This window comes from Thalassospira australica (assembly GCF_044790785.1).
In the GTDB taxonomy this organism is placed as follows: domain Bacteria; phylum Pseudomonadota; class Alphaproteobacteria; order Rhodospirillales; family Thalassospiraceae; genus Thalassospira; species Thalassospira australica_A.
In genome coordinates, this window is record NZ_CP085258.1 from 526,132 (window position 1) to 544,373 (window position 18,242).

Here is an 18,242-nt window from a genome sequence, read left to right on the forward strand (position 1 = left end):
GCGTGATGGAAATGTCAGGCGGCCTTGGTGACCAATGGAGGATGGGCATTGCAGGCTGTCGTTTCGATTGCTAAAGGACTTCCAGAACCGGCGTGGTCAGAAGTTGACCGGTGGTGACATCGCCGATGCCGCGGTCGGTTTGATGCGGGCCGGGATTGCAGGCCAACGTTGCGCCAAACAGGGCCTTGAAAACCAGATAGGGCGGTTGCCAGTCGACAATCGCATCCGTTGCGGTTCGGATATCGGCAAATTGCTGCGCAACATGACCCATCGGTGCGTCCGATACCAGCCCGCAAAGCGGCAGGGGAAGAAGCGCATCAAGTTTGCCGTTGGATGCCACGGCCATACCACCACCGGCACGGATAACCGCGTTAGCCGCCACCATCATGTCGCGCGGGTTGCCGCCAAACACCGTAACATTGTGACTGTCATGCGAGACGGTGGTGCAAACGGCCCCTTTCCAGTCGCCCCATCCGGTCAGGAAGCCAATGCGTGGTTTGCTGTCTGCCTTTCCGTGGCGATGGGCAACGGCGATTATGGTCGTACCCTTGGGGGGCACAACATAGCCGTCTTTGACATCAGCATCGACTGTCGTCCAGCGGGTAAAGCGTGGCCGGTCGATGGTGGCGATCCGGACGCGATCCCCGGATGCGGGCACGTGAAAATCATCAATGATCAGGACATCCATCTTCATGGTGTCAGAAAGGGGAGCGAGATCAATCGAAACGGCTTTCGCCATCATTTCACCGGCCCGGGCAACAGTCTCGCCATTTGCGATGACGTGGCGCGCCTGAAAATCGGTCAGGTCGTCAAAGATGACAATATCGGCGCGCCGCCCGGCAGCAATCAGACCAAGATCGGAACGGCCAAGGCGCATCGCGGCATTCAGGGTAGCCGCCCGTAACGCCCATTCCGGCCTCATGCCATAACGGACCAGACGACGCACCACATCATCAAGCCCGCCCGCATTGAACAGGTCATCGGGGAAGACGTCATCGGTACAAAGCGTGACAGTTTGCGGCAGAAAACCCAATTCATTAAGCGTTTCGACAAAACCCGGCAGCAGGTGGTCGTGCGATCCGCGCATTTCAATTGCAAGACCGGCACGCAGTTTTGCCATCAGATCATCGTTTGAAACCAGTTCATGATCGGAACTGACCCCCGCCGTCATAAAGGCGGCAAGGTCAGGTCCTTGGAGGCCGCGCGCATGGCCACAGACAAGCTTCCCGGATGCAAGCCCCGCCTGCATGATATTGGCCATGCGCGGATCACGATCAATCACACCTCGCATATTCATGACTTCGGCAACCCCCACGATTTCCGGCCATGACAGCATTTCGGTCATGGCATCGCCGTCAAAATTCGCCCCGGACATTTCAAGGCCGGGGGCAGCGGGAACGCAGGACGGCGCCAGTACCAGAACACGCAATGGCAGACCGCGTGTTGCATCAATCGCCCAGCGCACACCATCAAGCCCCAGAACATTGCCAAATTCATGCGGATCCCAGACGATGGTCGTGACGCCACGCGCAACAACCGTTTCGGCATAGATCGCCGGTGTGACCATCGAACTTTCGATATGCATGTGTGTGTCGATCAGGCCGGGGCTGACATAACCGCCCCGGGCGCTGACGATCTTGCGGGCGTCACTTCTGGTTGCGGGTTCATGGACGCTTGCGATCATCGGGCCGATCAGGCCGATATCGGCCTTGCGGATTTCACCAGTCACCATATCGACGAGCTTGCCACCGGTAATCAGGATATCAAACGGTTCATCACCGCGTGCGGCGGCAATAGCACGTGTGCGCAATTTGTTGCAGGTCAGATCGCCGGGTTCTGTCGTGCGGTTAATCATTTTGCTGCTTCCGCCTTGAGGGCTGAAAAGATCAGGTCGCGCGTGTGTTCCGTGTGAACGGAAACGGCATATTGCGCGTTTTTGATCGCGGTCGGGCTTGGGTCAACACGGGTTCGCCCGCGCGAAGGGCCGTGACTGGTATCAATTTCGATATGTGCATCGGCAAAGCTGATGGCATCCTTGTCAATCACCGCGACAGCCGCGCAAGGATCGAAAATCGCCATTGCATCACGCCCGCGTGACAGGGCGATATTGATGTATCCTTCGGTCAGATCGGCCAGAAGTTCCGCATTTTTTCCGCCAGCATTACGGATAGGTGTCACATCATTCGGGGTGGCCAGTACCTGCCGACAAAGATCAAGATCAACCATGCGCAGGGGCACCTGATGGGACAGGGTAATGGCAACAGCTTCGGGGTCGGCAAAGGCATTATATTCGGCGAGTGCGGTGTGATTGCCGCGCGTTACGGCACCCCCCATCCATGTTACGCAGTCGATTTTGCGCGCCAGATCAGGCCGGGCCAGAACCAGCGATGCAATATTGCCAAGCGGGCCAAGGGCCAGAATATGGCGTTCATCATCCGGTCCGGATTTGCCTTCAAGCCAGTTGCAAAGACCGTCGAACGCGCAGCATTCGGCAATCGGACGGCAATCGGGCAGGTGCGCGCCGCTTGATTGCATGCCAAGGGGGCCAAGAATTCGTTCGGCGGTTTCAAGTCCGCCCATAACCGCCGTTTCGCGACCGGTATAGATTTTGAAACCCCAGCCAAACTGGCGTGCGGCACTGGCAGCGTTGATCCGCACGCGTTCAAGCGGGGAATTCCCGGCAATCAGCGACATTCCGTCGATCCGCTTTCCGGCATGGATGACAACCAGCACCGCAGCCAGATCGTCAAAGCCCATATCGGTGTCGATCCACAGTCCCATCAGAGGCTCCCGACCCGCGAAAGGGACGCAGCCCGCGACACAGGCAGATCGAATTTCAGGACAGAACCGAATTCATGGGCGGGAAGGCTGGCATCGCATTCAGCCTTGATCGGGCCAAGCGGGGTATCAAGCAGATATTCCCGTGTTCCTCCGGCAAAAGACGTACCGCGTACCGTGCCCTCGAACGGTCCGCTGCCAAGGGAGACCATCGACGGTCGCCAGGCAAGGCCTTTGGCATCAAGCGGGGGCGTGCCTGAAAGTTCGACAGTTCCGGTTGCGATTTTAAGTTTGCCGTCTTCAAGCGCGAAGACATTTTCAAACCCGACAAAGTCCGCAACAAAATCGGAAACCGGGCGGTTATATATATTTTCGGGCGTTCCGATCTGTTCGATGTGACCATCAAGCATCACGATAATCCGGTCGGCCATGGCAAGGGCTTCGACCTGATCGTGGGTGACGAAGATCATTGTCACACCGCTTTCCTTTTGCACACGCTGTAATTCGGTGCGCATTTCAAGGCGTAGCCGTGCATCAAGGTTTGAGAGCGGTTCGTCAAGCAGCAGCACCTTGGGTTCCATAACCATCGAACGCGCCAGCGAGACGCGCTGCTGCTGGCCGCCGGAAAGCTCGGCCGGTTTGCGTGTCGCGAATTTGGACAGGCCGACAGTCCGAAGGCCTTCCTGAACCTTGTCGTCCAGTTCCTTGCCGTGAACACCCATCAGTTTCAGGCCGAAGGCCACGTTTTCATAAACGTTAAGGTGCGGGAACAGGGCATAGGACTGGAACACAAGCCCGACCGGTCGTTTGTTGGCAGGTGTCCGGGTGATGTTGACATTATCAAGGATGATCGCACCCGATGACGGTTCCATCAGCCCGGCAATGGCGCGCATGGTTGTGGTTTTGCCACAGCCCGACGGGCCAAGCAGGGCAACCAGTTCACCCTTGCCGATATCAAGATCCATTTCCGGCACGGCAACATTTTTACCGTAGGACAGGGTCAGTTTTTCAAGACAAAGAAAACGGGCATCAGACATAGCGGGAAAATCCTAGGAAACGTTCGGCCAGAAAGACAATGCCCAGCGACATGAAGGCAAGCAGCGCGGACAGGGCTGCGACCGACGGGTCATAGGTGATTTCCATATAGGCGAGCATGTCGATCGGAAGGGTTCTGACGCCGGGGCCCGACAAAAACAGGGAAACCGGCACCTGATTGAAGCTGGTGACAAAGCCCAGAATGAAGGCAGCAAGAATACCACCACGGATATTGGGCATCACCACGCGGAAAAAGGCACCAATTCGCGAGGAGCCCAAAAGCACGGCGGCTTCTTCGATGTCAGATCGCAAATTGTTCAGACTGGCCGACACCACGCGTACCGCATAGGGCAGGATCAGTGCGGTATGCGCCAGAAACAGCGCAAACAGAATGCCGAAATTGAAAGGTACGACGAAGTAACGCAGCAGTGCCAGACCGACGATAATGCCCGGCACAATGATCGGTGACGATACGATGGTCCGGATGGTTTCCGCACCGGGGACCTTGTAGCGCGACAGCGCATAACTTGCCGGAATGCCAAGGATCAGGGCGGCAAGCGTGCCGCCGATGGCAAGAAACATCGAGATGCCGAAACTCGCACGGAAGCTTTCGACCTCGAAGACTTTCAGCACCCAGCGCAGGGACAGGCCTTGTGGTGGGAAGGCAAGCGTTTCGCCGGCCGACAGCGATGCCGCGATAATGATCAGGAACGGACCAATCAGAAAGGCCAGTACCAGTAAAAGAATGATCGGGGAAAACAGCTTGTTGGTCATCGCTTGTTCCTCGCGGTGGCAAGGCGTTTGAGCAGAAGATTGGCCGCAAATGCCATGACGATCAGGATCAGCGCGATCACACTGGCCGATACGAAATCATTGGCAACAGTCACGCGCTGATACAGCAGGGTTTCAAGCATCAGAACCTTGGAACCGCCTAGAATGGCCGGGGTGATATAGGCGGTCATTGAGCCGGTAAAGACCAGCGTGCCACCGATCACAAGGCCCTCTTTGGTTAGTGGCAGGATGACTTTGGTGAAAACCTGCAACCAGTTGGCGCCAAGAACGCGAGCAGCCGGCACCGCATCGCGCGGCATGTTTTCAAGCGCACTGATCAGCGAAATGATCATCAGCGGCAGAAACAGTTGCAGCAACCCGATGAAAACGGCTGTTTCGGTGAACAGAAAACGGATCGGTTCATCCGATAGCCCGACGGCAACCAGTGCCTTGTTCACAAAGCCGGTTCGGCCAAGGATGACCAGCCACGCATAGGTCCGTGCCACCGGCGAAATCATTAGCGGCAAGACAACAAGGCCCGTGATCCTGCCCTTGCCCTTCGGCGGCAGGTTCACGATTGCAAAGGCCGCAGCATAGCCGATGACGGCCGAGGCGGCGGTGACCAGTGCCGCAAGTTTGAGCGTGCGCAAAAAGACCGTCTGATTCAGCGACTGGGAAAAGAAATCGATATAGGCCTGTATCGTCCAGCTGTCGCCCGATCGAAAACCTTCGGACAGAAGAATCAGAACCGGGGCCAGAAAGACCACAGCGGCAAAGATCGCGGCAGGGAGGACCAGCGCAAGGGCTTCGGCCCGGTTCTGAAACATCTCGGCAACCTTGTCGTCGGTTAAAGTCAATAAGTGGTGGCGCGAGCGAGGCTCGCCGGGTCGGGGCAAATGGGGGGATGCCCCGATCCGATAATGATCATGGTGGCGATTACTGGCCGACCTTGTTGTTCCATTCCGACAGCCAGGTTTCCTGATTGTCGATGGCAACCTGTGACGGGATCAGATGCAGATTGGCAACGGTATCGGCCCCATAGGTCAGATTTTCGGCAATCTCGTCGGAAACCTTGACGTCCTTGTTGGCCGGGCTGTCGACAAGGTTTTCTGCCAATGCCGTCTGGATTTCGGTCGAAAGCCAGAAATCCATGAATTCAAGCGCAAGATCGCGGTTCTTGCTGCCTTTGGTCAGGACCATGACATTCATGCCGCCGGACTGACCTTCCTTCGGGGTTGCCCATTTGATCGGCAAATCCATTTTCGAAAAACCGGACCATGCAAAACGCCCGATGGGTGCGGCCCAGATTTCTTCCTGCTGCATCAGTTGCACCAGCTGGGAAGAACGGACATAGAAGGTGACGATCTCGTCCTTCTTTTCGCCAACGGCAGCAATCGGGGTTTTCAGCGACGGGTCTTCATCGCCAAGTGCCTTGCCCAGCATATAAAGGGTCAGCGGGCCCTGTGTGGTCGTGACGTTCGGAAGGGCGACATGATCAACCACGTCATCAGCCAGAAGGTCCGACCAGCTTTCGACTGTCATCTTGTCAGAACGATAGGCGATCGAGCTGGCATAGAAGGTGTAACCAACACTCATGCCATCGCCATTCGGGTCTTTGGCAATGTCGTAAAGCTTGTCAAAGTTCGACAGCTTCGACGTATCGATCTTGTCGGTCAGGCCATCCTTGGCAGCGGCCAGTGCATCGCGCATGGAAATAACCGCAAGGTCGATGACCGGATCGGCTTTGTTGGCTTCGATTTTGGCGAGACGTTCGACCGAGTTGCCGGTTTCAACAACCAGTTCGCAACCGCATTTTTCTTCGAACGGGTCATACAGGAGTTCCTTGAATTCATCCTGTGCGAAACCATAGACCGAAATGGTCAGGGTCTTTTCCTGGGCCTTTGCCGCACTTACGGACAGCAAAAGGACAGCAGAAGCCATAAGCAGTTTTTTGATCGGCATCACAGCGTTTCTCCGGTTGGGAAGGGTGCGTCAGGGGAAGCCGCCGGTCCGCTTGACGCGCGGACCATCAGTTCCATCGAAACCTTCGACGTATCGGCAGTGACGGTCTGTTTTGCCGCCTTGCCATTTTGAACGGTGGATTTGCCCTGTTCGATTTCACGGACAAGGGCGGCGATGGCCAGCTCGGCAATCCGGGCCATATCCATATGCACCGTGGTTAGCGAAGGGGTCACCACGGGGGAAAAAATCAGATCGTCAAAACCGGTCACGCTGACCTGCTGAGGGACCTTGATCCCGGCGGTCTGCAATTCGGTCAGAACGCGAAGGGCATGCAAATCCGAAACGGCAGCAATTGCCGTAACACCGTTTTTAATGTGGTCAATCAGGCCAAGCGATGCCTGTTCGCCACGTTCGTGCATCAATGTTTCAAGCCAGATCGTCGTATGGCGGGTATTGCGACCAAGGGCCGATTTCATGCCCCCTATACGGTCATTCTGCACATTTGATGCCGGATCATGCCCGATCAGAAGAAAGTTCTGATGACCCAGATCGACCAGATGGCGCGCGACCTTCGCCCCGCCTTCCCAATGGTCGGCTGAAACAGTGTTGCCCGGTGTTGACGGGGTATCGACCATTGCAACAGGACATCCAACATCGCCGATCCGTGTGCCACGACGCGGAATGACGACCAGACCATCAACGCCACGTTCGATCAGGCGGCTGATGGCCTGTGTTTGTGTGGTGACCTTGCCACGCGAGTCCGCAATCAGTACCCCATATCCGGCATTTGATGCCGCCGCTTCCATGGCCTGCGCAATTTGCGGGAATAGCGGATTGGAAATATCGGGAAGGACAAGACCCAGAACATTTGATCGACCCGTGCGCAGTGCCCGGCCCGCATTGCTGGGAACATAACCAAGCTCGTCAGCCTTTTTACGGATTTTATCAACCAGATCGGCCGATACCCGGCCCTTTCCCGACAGCGCGTTCGATACGGTTGCCGAAGACACCCCAAGGGCGTCGGCAATCATACTCATATTCGGTCCGGAACGTGGTGAAGCCACTTAATACCCCCGTCAAACACCCAAAAGATGTGATCTGGCAACATTGATTAGCTGGTTAATCGATTAATCATACGCTACCGGACTCTTTTTAAAGAGTCGAGGGTAAATTTATACAATATCCGGGGGTAGGCCATGCCAGCGCAACGGCATAGATGCGAAGTCTTTGAAACAAGGCCCAAAACCCGGGCGCGGAAAATCTCCGGCCCGGGCTTGGTCGGGATGTATTTTTCGGGGCGGGTTTGCGAGGGATTAAATGATGCCGATGGCAGCCCCGTCGCTACGTGGATCATGGGCACCGTCAACGCTGCCGTCGTGGGCGATCCGGATGATGCCGGCCTGTCCGGCAAGGGCGCTTTGTGCCTCGATTTCGCGCAGGATATGGCCGCGATTTTCCAGTTCGGTAAAGACGGTTGGTCCGGCGTCTACTTCCAGTTTCAGGCTGTCACGCGAATCAGAAAACGTTTTCCCCAGAAGGAAACGGGGGCGGGCAAGTGCATCGGTCGGGGATAATCCGAAATCAATCAACCGGGTCAACAGCATGGCCAGTGTCTGGGGTTGTCCGTCAGCACCCTGCGTTCCGTAAAGCAGGCAGGGTTTGCCGTTTCGCAAAGCCAGACCGGGGTTCAATGTATAAAACGGTCGTTTGCCCGGCTTAAGCTGGTTGGGATGGCCGTCGATTGTGCTGAATGCCGCACCGCGATTTTGCCAGACAATGCCGGTATCACCTGCGACAACGCCACTGCCCCAATCGAAATAGGTGCTTTGCAGGACACTGGCGCAATTCCCCTGCGTATCGGTTGCAGCAAGGAAAACCGTATCGCCATGGCGGAACTGATATGGCCATTCCATCGCGTGATCTGTTGCAATATGGGCGGCATTGTTGCGCAGCATTTCAACGCCGAGCATGTCGCTGAAATCAAGGTCTGTGCCGTCAGGGTCACCAATCCGGTCACGCTCAAGAAAGGCACGTTTGATGGCTTCGACCACCAGATGGAAATGATCCGGATTGCTTTCGCCCCAATCCTTCGTCCCCAACTCACGCAGGATACCCATGGTCATTAATGTCGCCAGCCCCTGCGTTGGCGCTGGCGGCGCAAACAGCGTGACATCCCTATATTCAAGTGAAACGGCATCCGCCGTCCGGGTGCGGGTCAATTCCAGATCGCGCGCCCGGAGGGGAGAGCCAACCTCGCCAAGGCCCTTGGTAATCCGGGCCGCCAGTTCGCCTTCGTAAAAATCACGTGCGCCATTTCTGGCAATCAGTTTCAGGCTTTCGGCAAGGTGCGGCTGAACGAATGTTTCACCTTCTTTGGGCGCACGGCTGTTCGGGGCGAAGATATCGGCAAAACCCGGCCAGTTGCGATAATCGTCTTTGCGGAAATCGAGCCAGAAACATTGTGACTTGCTGACGGGAAAGCCGTTTTCGGCCAGACCAATCGCCGGTTCGATCAGATCGGCAAGCTTGCGCGTTCCGCCCCAATGGTGTGCTGAATGATCAAGTGCATGTTGCCAGCTATCGACCGTGCAGGCGGTTGTCAAGGTTGATGCCGGACCACGCAGGGGAATTGGGATGCCTGCATCACATTTGGCATCAAGTGCGGCCTGTCCAATGCCAAGGAATGATGAAACCTTGCCGGTTCTGTCGGCAACCATCCAGACGGCATCGCCACCGATGCCGCAAAAATGCGGATATGTCACGGCAAGAACCGATGCGGTGGCCACAACAGCCTCGATTGCGGTCCCGCCATCACGCAGGACCTGAGCGCCTGCCTCGCTGGCGGCGATGCTCGGGCTTGTGACCATCGCGCGATAGGGTGTGGGAATGTTGGCAGCACGCATCTCGACATCTTTCGCAACGGATGGTTGGGGTGTAAATGAACTGTCAGATTGTGTGGATCGACGGTGGCACAATTGCATGCAATCGACTATATAGAGTTGCATTCATCATCATTGTTGCCGGGATTTCATGAAGGCTTCTGATAAAGCAAAGCATCGCAATGAACTGATCAGTTCGGCATTGCGGTCCGCCATTCTTGAACGTGTTCTGCTGCCCGGTATGAAGCTGCCCGAAGATTCCCTTGGTGAACGGTTCGGCGTCAGCCGCACCCTGATCCGTCAGGCGCTTGAACGGCTTGCGGCCGAGGGGCTTGTGGAACTTCGGCGCAATCGCGGGGCAATGGTTGCCAAGCCAAGCCTTGAGGAAGCCCGCGATATATTCGAGTTGCGCACCCAGATCGAGGACCTTGTGATCAGCCGTGTGATCAAGGAAATGACTCCGGAAAAGCTTGCGGAACTTGAAGCCCATCTTGCCAAGGAAGTTGAAGCTGAACACGCGTCCGAACCGATTTCGATCCGGCTTGCGACCGAGTTCCATATCCTTCTGGCGAAGCTGGCCGGAAGCCCGGTTTTGTTGCGTTACGTCGAAGAAATCGGCTATCGCTGCGGACTGACATTGTCGCTGTATGCACGACCGCATTCGACCGATTGCGGCATTCAGGAGCACCGTCAGATTATTGATGCCCTTGCCAGCGGGGACGAGGAAAAAGCGCGAGAATTGATGCGGTCGCACCTGACGGCAGTTGCCGACCGGGCACTGATCACGCGTAAGGAAGCCGGGCCGCTTGTGTATCTTGATGCGCTTGAACCCTATGCCCGCAAGGTGCGTGACGGTCAGGAATAGACCTTCACACAGAGGTACTTCCGACGAGAAAAGCCGTGGCACCCGATCAGGCCTTTGCGCCCTGGCGGATCAGGATGCGTTCCGCACTTTCATTCCAGACATCCATTTTAACGATCTTGCCGTCGCGAATGACAAAGCGGTCAACATAACGATTGCCGTCAAACGGGGTTCCATCCGGCCATTCGCCATATAGCGTACCTACGCTGTAAACCACGGTTTCGCCGTTGCCCGGTGCAACGTCGAACTGCCCGAATTTCTTTTTTACCCATTTATAGCGTGCCGCGTTAAAGGCGGTTGTGCCCGATGGATGGTCGTATTTGGCACCGTCGGTAAAGGTGATGACGACATCGTCCGACATATAAGTCGCGGCCTTTTCCGGATCGGGCTTCATCGATGCGTCCAGAAAATCGCGGACAATCCGGGCGTCGGGGGACAGTGGTTCCAGGGCATCCGGGGCGAGCGTGTCGGTCATTTTGTATCCTCGTTTCATGTGGCTGATCTGCAATCAGCATAATACGAAGGCAGATTTTTTGCATGCACTAATTTTATGCAATAATTGCATGCAATTTGCGTATACATGAGGCAACCGAAGTCAGAATTCTGGTCTGAAATCTTCTAAGTCATTGTATTAAATCATTTTTGATTCTTGGCACATGACTTGCTGCACTGCGAAGGCCAACAGGCACTTCAAAATAATCAGGGAGTCTCACATGTCTGCTTATTCGCCTATCCCGAAACTGACACGGCGTGCCGCGCTTTTGGGAGCCGCTGCTGTGATGATGCTTGCCAGCGCATTGCCGATGACTGCCGTACGTGCCGAGGATACCGTAAAGCTTGGTCTTGTCGCTGCCCTGAGCGGGCAGTCGGCCAAGTCGGGTGAGGCCATCACGCGTGGCATTGCCCTTGCGATCGACAAGATCAATGCCGAGGGTGGGGTCCTTGGCAAGCCGTTGGAGCTTGTGTCGCGTGATGACGAAAGCAACCCGGGCAAGGGGCTTGTCGCGGCGCGTGAGCTTGCGCAGCGCGAAGGGGTTGCTGCCCTGATCGGTGGCCTGGATACGCCGGTATCGCTTGCCATCGTACCGTTTGCCAACCAGCAGAAAATTCCGTTCATTGGTCCGTGGGCGGCCGGTACGCCGATCACCAAAAACGGTGCGGAGGAAAACTATGTTTTCCGTGTATCTGCCGTGGATGAATATGTCGACGAGGCGATCACCGAATATCTGGTGAAAAAATACGGTGCCCAAAAGCCGGGCATGATCCTGATCAACAACCCGTGGGGGGAGTCCAACGAGAAGGGGCTTCTCAAGGCGCTTGAAAAACGCGGAATGCCCAATGCCGGGATTGAAAAGTTTGAATCAAACGATGTTGATGTTGTCCCGCAGCTGACGCGCCTTAAGGAAAACGGGGCGGATTCCCTGTTTGTGGTTGCCAACGTGGCCCCGACTGCACAGGTCGTCAAATCGCTTGATCGCATGGGGTGGGATGTTCCGATTTCGTCCCACTGGGGTCCGGCCGGTGGTCGCTTTACCGAGCTTGCCGGTGCAAGTGGCGAGAAGGTTCATTTCATCCAGACCTATCTCTTTACCGATACCTCAAGCCCGATGTTTGTGAAGCTTCAGGAAAAATTCCCCGAAATCAAAACCCTGGCAGACGTTACCCCGGCGACCGGTATTGCCAATGCCTATGACGCGACCCTTCTGATTGCGGCTGCCATCGAAAAGGCCGGTTCGACCGACGGCCCGGCTGTTCGGCAGGCAATGTACGAGATCGGCGGGATAGAAGGCATGATCAAAACCTATGACAAGCCTTTCACCCCTGACGATCAGGATGCGCTTGGTCCGGAAGATTACACCTTTGCGCAGTTTGTCGACGGCGAGATCATTCCGATCACTGACTGATTCCGATTTTCCCTGCGGTTCTGCCTTACCTGTTGTGACCGCAGGGAAGCCGTCGGCCACTTCGCAGTGGTTTTGTCCGAAGGATAATTTGCAATGACCTTGTTAATGGCCGCCCTGATTACCGGTATCGGTTTGGGCAGCATGTATGGCCTGATCGCGCTTGGCTTTCAGATCACTTATTCGGTTTCATCCAAAGTCAATTTTGCCCAGGGCAGCATGGTCATGCTGGGGGCTGTTTTGGGTTTTGTTTTCTGCCAGCAATATGGAATGCCGGTGATTGTCGGGTATCCGCTGGCGATCCTGTGCTGTGGCGTGATGGGTGTTCTTGTTGAATTTTTCCTTGTTCGCCCGTTTGCTGTTCGCAATTCCGAAGCATGGCTGATGGCAACGGTGGCAGGTGGGATTCTGCTTGATAATGCGGTGCTTTTTACCTTTGGAAACGAACCCCGGACGCTGCCATCGATTCTTGTGGAAGACAGCTGGAATATTCTTGGTACCGGGGTTTATCCGCAACAGATCCTGATCCCGATTGCGGCGATTGGTGTCGCATTGGGATTGCATGCGCTGTTTCGTCATACCCGACAGGGTCGGGCGTTGCTGGCTGTTGTGCAAAACCAGACCGCAGCCAAGCTTATGGGGATCAACACCACGGTCATGGTGACCGGGTCCTTTGCCATTTCATCCATGCTGGCGGGGTGTGCCGGTCTTTTGATCGCGCCACTGTTTTCCGTGCATTCCGACATGGGAACACTGTTTGGCCTTAAGGCTTTTGCGGTTGCCATTCTGGGCGGCATGACATCGGCCTATAGCGTCATGCTGGCCGGGTTCATCTACGGGATGGTAGAGGCGGCTGTGACCACCTATCTCGGTTCGTCCTATACGTTCATTGTTGTTTTTGCACTGGTGATCGCGGTGCTGACGATCAAGCCAAGTGGCCTGTTTGGCCGTGCCGCCATCAAGAAGGTGTAGGGATGAAACTCTCCGTGAAATTCAAAAATCCGATCCCGAAGCTGAACAAGCCGGTCGCGCTCGACAGCGTCATTGTTGCGGCGATGATCGGGGGAATTATCGCCGTATTATTCACCGGCGGCTATACACAGTTCATCATCGGACTGGTAGCGATGACCGTCATTCTGACGGTGGGTCTGAATGTACTTTATGGCCTGACCGGTCTGGTATCGCTGGGGCAGGTTGGCTTTTTTGCCATCGGGGCCTATGCCAGTGCGATCCTGACGCTTGCCGGGCTTAATTTCTGGTTCAGTCTGCTGGCGGCCACCATCATTGCCGGGATTGTCGGATGTGTTCTGGCGATTTCAGCCGTGCGGATGGCAGGGCCGTTTCTGGCGATGGTGACTATCGCATTTGCCTTCATCGTTGAACATGGTGCAATTGAATGGCGTGACCTGACTGGCGGGCAAAACGGTTTGATGGGCTTCCCGATGCCACAGATCGGATCATATGTTTTTTCCGAACGTGATCTGGTGATGCTGTGCGTGTTGCTTGGCGGGATTGCGCTTCTGTCGTTCCGGCGTCTGGCTGTTAGTGGCTGGGGCATGGCGATGACCAGCATGCGGGATGCGGAAATTGCCGCAAGTTCGCTTGGTTATAATGCTTTTGTCGTCAAGGCATCGGGCTTTGCCATTGCGGCGGCAATGGCCGGATTGGCAGGTGCGTTGTTTGCCCCGCTGATGATGTTTATCGCACCGTCCAATTTTCCGTTTAGTCAATCCATCCTGTATCTGTTTGCGGTTATTCTGGGTGGGGCCGGAACCGTTCTGGGGCCGCTGGTCGGGGCGTCTGTTTCCGTATTGCTGCCGGAACTTCTTTCGGATTTTGCCGAGTATCGGTTGCTGATTTTCGGGGCACTTCTTGTTGCGGTTCTGCTGATTGCGCCGCGCGGTATTGTTGGCACGGTTGCGCGTTTCATACCGCTTGCGCGCCAGAACGTCACACCGGTTCCCGCCGAAAAGATCGAAGCCGGACTGGCCGACTACCCCAAATCCGATGGTTTGCGGGTTGATAATGTATCGATTGCCTTTGGCGGGGTGAAGGCGGTCAATCAGGTGTCATTCACGGCGCGACCGGGACAGGTGACATCGATCATTGGCCCGAATGGTGCTGGCAAAACGACGTTACTGAATATCATCAGCGGGTTTTACACGCCGACCGAGGGGGCTGTGCGCGTCGGTGATCGGGATATCGCGGGCAAGGCCACCGATTTTGCGGCGCGCAACGGCATCGCACGCACCTATCAGGCGACCCGTTTGTTTGAAAACATGTCGGTTATCGACAATGTGATTGCGGGTCTTTCATTGGGGCGGTTTGGTGCGCCATTTTCACGCATCGCATCGGATGAAAATCGCAATTTTGCAGCCGGGATTTTGCAGTTTTGCGGATATCTTGGTGACCCGGATGCACGTGCGGGTGATTTACCGCATGTGGACCGGCGTCTGGTCGAAATTGCCCGTTCACTTGCCACCAAACCCGGCGTCCTTCTGCTTGATGAACCTGCTGCGGGTTTGATGCATGCCGATAAGGTTGCCCTTGCCAGATTGCTGCGCAAGCTGGCGGATGCCGGGATTGCGGTGGTTCTGGTCGAACATGACATGGAAATGGTCATGGGCATTTCGGACCTGATCCTGGCGGTGGATGCCGGAACGCCGATTGCCCTTGGCAGTCCGCAGGATGTCCAGAAAAATCCGCGTGTCATTGCGGCCTATCTTGGTGATGGCAACAGCAAGGCCCATCCAAGACCCGCACCACTTGTGACTAGCGAAACACCGGTTATCGCGTCGCTGCGATTGACCGCAGGCTATGGCGCGGCACCGGTATTGAAATCCGTTGATATCAAGGTCCGGTCGGGCGAAATGGTGGCGTTACTTGGCGCCAACGGGGCCGGTAAATCGACGTTCCTGATGGCGCTTTCAGGGTTGCTGCGCCCGGTTTCGGGCAACATCATTCTGAATGACGAATATATCCATAATCTGGCCCCGCATCAGATCGTTGAACAGGGGTTGATCCTTGTACCCGAAGGACGACAGGTTTTCCCGGAACTGACCGTGCGTGAAAACATTGAACTTGGGGCCTACAAGCAGCCCAAACCGGTCAGCCGTGATGAACTTGAGGCGATCCTGGCCCGTTTCCCGCGCCTGCGTGACCGGATCAACAGTCAGGCCGGGCTTTTGTCCGGTGGCGAGCAGCAGATGATGGCCATCGCGCGCGGACTTGTCGCGAAGCCCAAGGCGTTGCTGCTGGATGAGCCATCCCTTGGTCTGGCACCGGCGATGGTCGAAGAACTTTACGCCATTCTGGGTGAATTGCGCGATGACGGGGTCACGATCCTTCTGGTGGATCAGATGGCGACCATGGCGCTGTCGGTGGCTGATTATGCCTATGTCCTTGAACAGGGAAAGGTCGTGGCCGAAGGCAACGCCAGGGACCTTCTGAAAGATGAACGTTTGATTGATGCGTATCTTGGCGGTGCGGATCAGTCCAAAAATGAAAAGGTGATCAGCGAACATGCTTGATTATGTGGTGAGGAACGCCTGCCTGCATGGTGAAACCGGCCTTCTTGATATCGCGATTCAGAACGGAAAAATCGTCGATATTGCGGCGTCGATTGCAAGTGAGGCACCGTCTTTTGACGCCGGTGGTAATCTTCTGACCGGTGGTTTTGTTGAAAGTCACCTGCATCTCGACAAGGCCTGTATTCTGGATCGTGCCAAAAATCAAAGCGGGACATTGCAGGGTGCAATAAGCGCGGTTGCAAAGGCCAAAAGCGGCTTCACCGAAGATGATGTTTACGCCCGCGGGGCGAAAGTCATCGAGAAAGCCACCACGCAGGGCACGAACGCGATCCGCACCCATGTTGAAATCGATCCGGGCATTGGGCTGGCCGGGTTTCAGGCGATCAAACGCCTGAAGGGCGATTATGCCTGGGCGATGGATATCGAGATTTGTGTTTTCCCGCAGGAAGGTCTTTTGAACTATTCGGGGACAGAGGAGCTTCTGCGCGAGGCACTTGATAACGGTGCGGACCTTTTGGGAGGCTGTCCGTATATGGATAGCGATCCGGTCGGGCAGATTGAGCGCCTGTTTGAAATGGCGCGTGATTACGATGTCGATCTTGATTTTCATCTGGATTTCGATCTGGACCCGACATGGCGGCATCTGGACGAGGTCGCACGCCAGACGATTGCCTTTGGCTGGCAGGGGCGGGTGATGATCGGTCATGTGACCAAATTATCAGTATTGCCCAAGGATCAGCTGGTTACGACAGCAGCCCTGATGCGAGAGGCGGGGATCGGATTGACGGTTTTGCCGTCAACCGACCTTTTTCTGACCGGTCGTGATTTCACGCATTCGGTGCCACGCGGCGTCGCCCCGGCACACAGTTTGTCGCATTCTGGTGTGTGTTGTACCATCGCGACCAACAATGTCCTTAATCCTTTTACGCCGTTCGGGGATTGCTCGTTATCGCGGATGGCAAACCTTTATGCCAATGTCAGTCAACTGAGCACGGTCGAGGAACTTGAAATGTGCTTTGCGATGGTTGCCGATAGCCCGGCAAAGCTTCTGGGGCGGTCAAATGAGATCATTGTCGGTGGAGCTGCGACCTTCATTGCGCTGCCTGCAACCAGTCGCGCACAGGTCGTTTCTGAAATTTCCCGTCCGGTCTGGGGCATGAAGGACGGAAGGGTCACTTTCGAACATCCAGCACCAATATTACTGCGCCCCTGATGGCGCAGTAATCAGGTGTTTGAAAGGGTGAAAGTTGCGCGCATACCGCCCGCGGCAAGGAAGGTTGTGTCGCATTTCCAGTTGCAGCGTTCGCAAATCCGGCGCACCAGATGCAGGCCGATGCCTTCGCCCTGATCGCGGACATAATCGCCGGCACAGGTCATCAGGTTGTTTTCGACAATCAGTCTGTTGGCTTCAAGCCGGACCGTGACCTGCCCCTTGGGGGTGTGTTCGAACGCATTGCGGATCAGGTTGGAGACAACAATCATCAGGGCGGCCGGCGATGCTGTGATCGCGCCGCTTTGATCGTCGGCACTGAATTCGCATGTCAGGTTTTTGCCGTCCGTCAGATAGGCAAGATCGACGATGGCTTCGCGGACGAAAGCCGGATAGTCGATCTTTTCCTGAATACCGTTCGGTGTTGCTTCGCGCCCCAGCCAAAGCAGGGTTTCAATCAGTTGCTGCATATTGCGGTTGGCGCGTTTGATACGCGCGGCCAGACGGACCTGAATTTCGTTCAACGGCGTTTTATCGAGCAATTCGACATTGCCGCTGACGATGGTGACGGGTGTTCGCAATTCATGGCTGGCCTGACGCAGGAATTCGCGTTCACGTGTCACGAACTTGTCGACCCTGACCAATGATTGATGCAGTTCGTTGGCCACATCATTCAGTTCGGTAAAGCCGAAATCGGGTACCGGTTGATCGAGATTTTCCGTCGACAGGGTTTTCGCCCAGCTTTGCAGATTTTCCGATGGCTGCGTCATGCGCTTGCCGATCAGCCACAGCACACAGGCAAATATCGCCATAACGCCAAGCGCAAACGGGATGGAAAGAAAGGCCAGTTTGTGCAGGCGCGCAAAATAGACGCTGTCCTCATCACCCGCGTGATAGGTTTGCAGCAGCATGATTTGCGTGCCGTCGGCAAGAATATGGGGAAACACCAGAAAGACCGGGTTATCGGGATCTTTTTCTGCGGCATATTTATCGGTGTTCAGATAGTAAAGCTCGCCCGGATCGATATCATCGGGCTTGTAGCGGTCGCGCAGGCGTTCCGGCAACGCGTCATAATCAGTGAAGGTCTGGATGTTGAAGCCGTTGGGAAGCGGGGTCGCCGGGTCTTTGGCGCGCATTTCATCATATTGTTCCGCGATGGTCTGCAACTGGAAACTCGCGACCATCCACTTGCCATACAGCATGTAGAAATTAACGATGCCGGTATAGATCACCAGTGTAATGACAAGTGCCAGCAAAACGTAATTCCGCACAAAGCGGGAAAAGGTTTTCTGGATCGGTGCGCAGGAATGCATG

Annotated in this window: 15 protein-coding genes; 5 read left to right on the forward strand and 10 right to left on the reverse strand. The window is 55.7% G+C overall.

Going from position 1 to position 18,242, the window contains the following annotated elements:
• Positions 1-70: 70 nt before the first annotated feature.
• The 8 genes from LG297_RS02480 to LG297_RS02515 all read right to left on the reverse strand — a co-directional run bounded on the left by LG297_RS02480 (position 71) and on the right by LG297_RS02515 (position 9,449).
• Entirely contained in the window at positions 71-1,855 is a 1,785-nt protein-coding gene (locus LG297_RS02480; protein WP_404424795.1) for an adenine deaminase, read from the reverse strand.
• The gene (locus LG297_RS02485; RefSeq protein ID WP_404424797.1) at positions 1,852-2,781 is read right to left on the reverse strand and encodes a nucleoside hydrolase; all 930 of its coding nucleotides are present in this window, start codon (positions 2,779-2,781) and stop codon (positions 1,852-1,854) included. Before LG297_RS02485 ends, LG297_RS02480 begins: the two co-directional genes overlap by 4 nt.
• The gene (locus LG297_RS02490; RefSeq protein WP_404424799.1) at positions 2,781-3,815 is read right to left on the reverse strand and encodes an ABC transporter ATP-binding protein; all 1,035 of its coding nucleotides are present in this window, start codon (positions 3,813-3,815) and stop codon (positions 2,781-2,783) included. The genes LG297_RS02485 and LG297_RS02490 overlap by 1 nt, the downstream gene beginning before the upstream one ends.
• Positions 3,808-4,587: an ABC transporter permease gene (locus LG297_RS02495; RefSeq protein WP_037990613.1), complete on the reverse strand. Its 780-nt coding sequence runs from the start codon at positions 4,585-4,587 to the stop codon at positions 3,808-3,810. Before LG297_RS02495 ends, LG297_RS02490 begins: the two co-directional genes overlap by 8 nt.
• Positions 4,584-5,411, reverse strand: coding sequence for an ABC transporter permease (locus LG297_RS02500; RefSeq protein WP_404424801.1), 828 nt, complete (start codon positions 5,409-5,411; stop codon positions 4,584-4,586). Before LG297_RS02500 ends, LG297_RS02495 begins: the two co-directional genes overlap by 4 nt.
• 109 nt (positions 5,412-5,520) lie before the next feature.
• Positions 5,521-6,546: a PotD/PotF family extracellular solute-binding protein gene (locus LG297_RS02505; protein WP_404424803.1), complete on the reverse strand. Its 1,026-nt coding sequence runs from the start codon at positions 6,544-6,546 to the stop codon at positions 5,521-5,523.
• Complete coding sequence (locus LG297_RS02510) at positions 6,546-7,583, reverse strand: LacI family DNA-binding transcriptional regulator (RefSeq protein ID WP_404424805.1); 1,038 nt, start codon at positions 7,581-7,583, stop codon at positions 6,546-6,548. The genes LG297_RS02505 and LG297_RS02510 overlap by 1 nt, the downstream gene beginning before the upstream one ends.
• A gap of 276 nt (positions 7,584-7,859) precedes the next feature.
• Positions 7,860-9,449 carry a gamma-glutamyltransferase family protein gene (locus tag LG297_RS02515; protein WP_404424807.1) on the reverse strand — a complete coding sequence of 530 codons (1,590 nt, stop codon included), beginning with the start codon at positions 9,447-9,449 and terminating at the stop codon, positions 7,860-7,862.
• Positions 9,450-9,576: 127 nt separating this feature from the next.
• Here LG297_RS02515 and LG297_RS02520 point away from each other — a divergent pair, with 127 nt between their 5' ends.
• Positions 9,577-10,290: a GntR family transcriptional regulator gene (locus LG297_RS02520; RefSeq protein ID WP_404424809.1), complete on the forward strand. Its 714-nt coding sequence runs from the start codon at positions 9,577-9,579 to the stop codon at positions 10,288-10,290.
• 46 nt (positions 10,291-10,336) lie between these two features.
• Here the strand turns inward: LG297_RS02520 and LG297_RS02525 are convergent, their stop codons facing one another.
• Positions 10,337-10,762, reverse strand: a complete 426-nt coding sequence (locus LG297_RS02525) for a nuclear transport factor 2 family protein (protein ID WP_404424811.1) — start codon at positions 10,760-10,762, stop codon at positions 10,337-10,339.
• 238 nt (positions 10,763-11,000) lie between these two features.
• Between LG297_RS02525 and LG297_RS02530 the strand changes: the two genes are divergently transcribed.
• From LG297_RS02530 to LG297_RS02545, 4 genes are all read left to right on the forward strand, one after another.
• Positions 11,001-12,191 carry an ABC transporter substrate-binding protein gene (locus LG297_RS02530; protein WP_404424813.1) on the forward strand — a complete coding sequence of 397 codons (1,191 nt, stop codon included), beginning with the start codon at positions 11,001-11,003 and terminating at the stop codon, positions 12,189-12,191.
• A 93-nt stretch (positions 12,192-12,284) separates the two neighbouring features.
• Positions 12,285-13,160 (forward strand): branched-chain amino acid ABC transporter permease, encoded by an 876-nt coding sequence (locus LG297_RS02535; RefSeq protein WP_404424815.1) that lies wholly within the window; start codon positions 12,285-12,287, stop codon positions 13,158-13,160.
• 2 nt (positions 13,161-13,162) lie between these two features.
• Positions 13,163-15,718 (forward strand): ATP-binding cassette domain-containing protein, encoded by a 2,556-nt coding sequence (locus LG297_RS02540; protein WP_404424817.1) that lies wholly within the window; start codon positions 13,163-13,165, stop codon positions 15,716-15,718.
• Complete coding sequence (locus tag LG297_RS02545; protein ID WP_404424819.1) at positions 15,711-16,931, forward strand: amidohydrolase family protein; 1,221 nt, start codon at positions 15,711-15,713, stop codon at positions 16,929-16,931. Before LG297_RS02540 ends, LG297_RS02545 begins: the two co-directional genes overlap by 8 nt.
• Positions 16,932-16,942: 11 nt before the next feature.
• Here LG297_RS02545 and LG297_RS02550 read toward each other — a convergent pair whose 3' ends face one another.
• Positions 16,943-18,241 (reverse strand): sensor histidine kinase, encoded by a 1,299-nt coding sequence (locus tag LG297_RS02550; protein ID WP_404424821.1) that lies wholly within the window; start codon positions 18,239-18,241, stop codon positions 16,943-16,945.
• Position 18,242: the final 1 nt, after the last annotated feature.

Excerpts from the sequence above, each read along its gene's own strand:
- LG297_RS02480 (WP_404424795.1), bottom strand. The coding sequence starts at position 1,855 with ATGATTAACCGCACGACAGAACCCGGCGATCTGACCTGCAACAAATTG.
- LG297_RS02485 (WP_404424797.1), bottom strand. The coding sequence starts at position 2,781 with ATGGGACTGTGGATCGACACCGATATGGGCTTTGACGATCTGGCTGCG.
- LG297_RS02490 (WP_404424799.1), bottom strand. The coding sequence starts at position 3,815 with ATGTCTGATGCCCGTTTTCTTTGTCTTGAAAAACTGACCCTGTCCTAC.
- LG297_RS02495 (WP_037990613.1), bottom strand. The coding sequence starts at position 4,587 with ATGACCAACAAGCTGTTTTCCCCGATCATTCTTTTACTGGTACTGGCC.
- LG297_RS02500 (WP_404424801.1), bottom strand. The coding sequence starts at position 5,411 with ATGTTTCAGAACCGGGCCGAAGCCCTTGCGCTGGTCCTCCCTGCCGCG.
- LG297_RS02505 (WP_404424803.1), bottom strand. The coding sequence starts at position 6,546 with ATGCCGATCAAAAAACTGCTTATGGCTTCTGCTGTCCTTTTGCTGTCC.
- LG297_RS02510 (WP_404424805.1), bottom strand. The coding sequence starts at position 7,583 with ATGAGTATGATTGCCGACGCCCTTGGGGTGTCTTCGGCAACCGTATCG.
- LG297_RS02515 (WP_404424807.1), bottom strand. The coding sequence starts at position 9,449 with ATGCGTGCTGCCAACATTCCCACACCCTATCGCGCGATGGTCACAAGC.
- LG297_RS02520 (WP_404424809.1), top strand. The coding sequence starts at position 9,577 with ATGAAGGCTTCTGATAAAGCAAAGCATCGCAATGAACTGATCAGTTCG.
- LG297_RS02525 (WP_404424811.1), bottom strand. The coding sequence starts at position 10,762 with ATGACCGACACGCTCGCCCCGGATGCCCTGGAACCACTGTCCCCCGAC.
- LG297_RS02530 (WP_404424813.1), top strand. The coding sequence starts at position 11,001 with ATGTCTGCTTATTCGCCTATCCCGAAACTGACACGGCGTGCCGCGCTT.
- LG297_RS02535 (WP_404424815.1), top strand. The coding sequence starts at position 12,285 with ATGACCTTGTTAATGGCCGCCCTGATTACCGGTATCGGTTTGGGCAGC.
- LG297_RS02540 (WP_404424817.1), top strand. The coding sequence starts at position 13,163 with ATGAAACTCTCCGTGAAATTCAAAAATCCGATCCCGAAGCTGAACAAG.
- LG297_RS02545 (WP_404424819.1), top strand. The coding sequence starts at position 15,711 with ATGCTTGATTATGTGGTGAGGAACGCCTGCCTGCATGGTGAAACCGGC.
- LG297_RS02550 (WP_404424821.1), bottom strand. The coding sequence starts at position 18,241 with ATGCATTCCTGCGCACCGATCCAGAAAACCTTTTCCCGCTTTGTGCGG.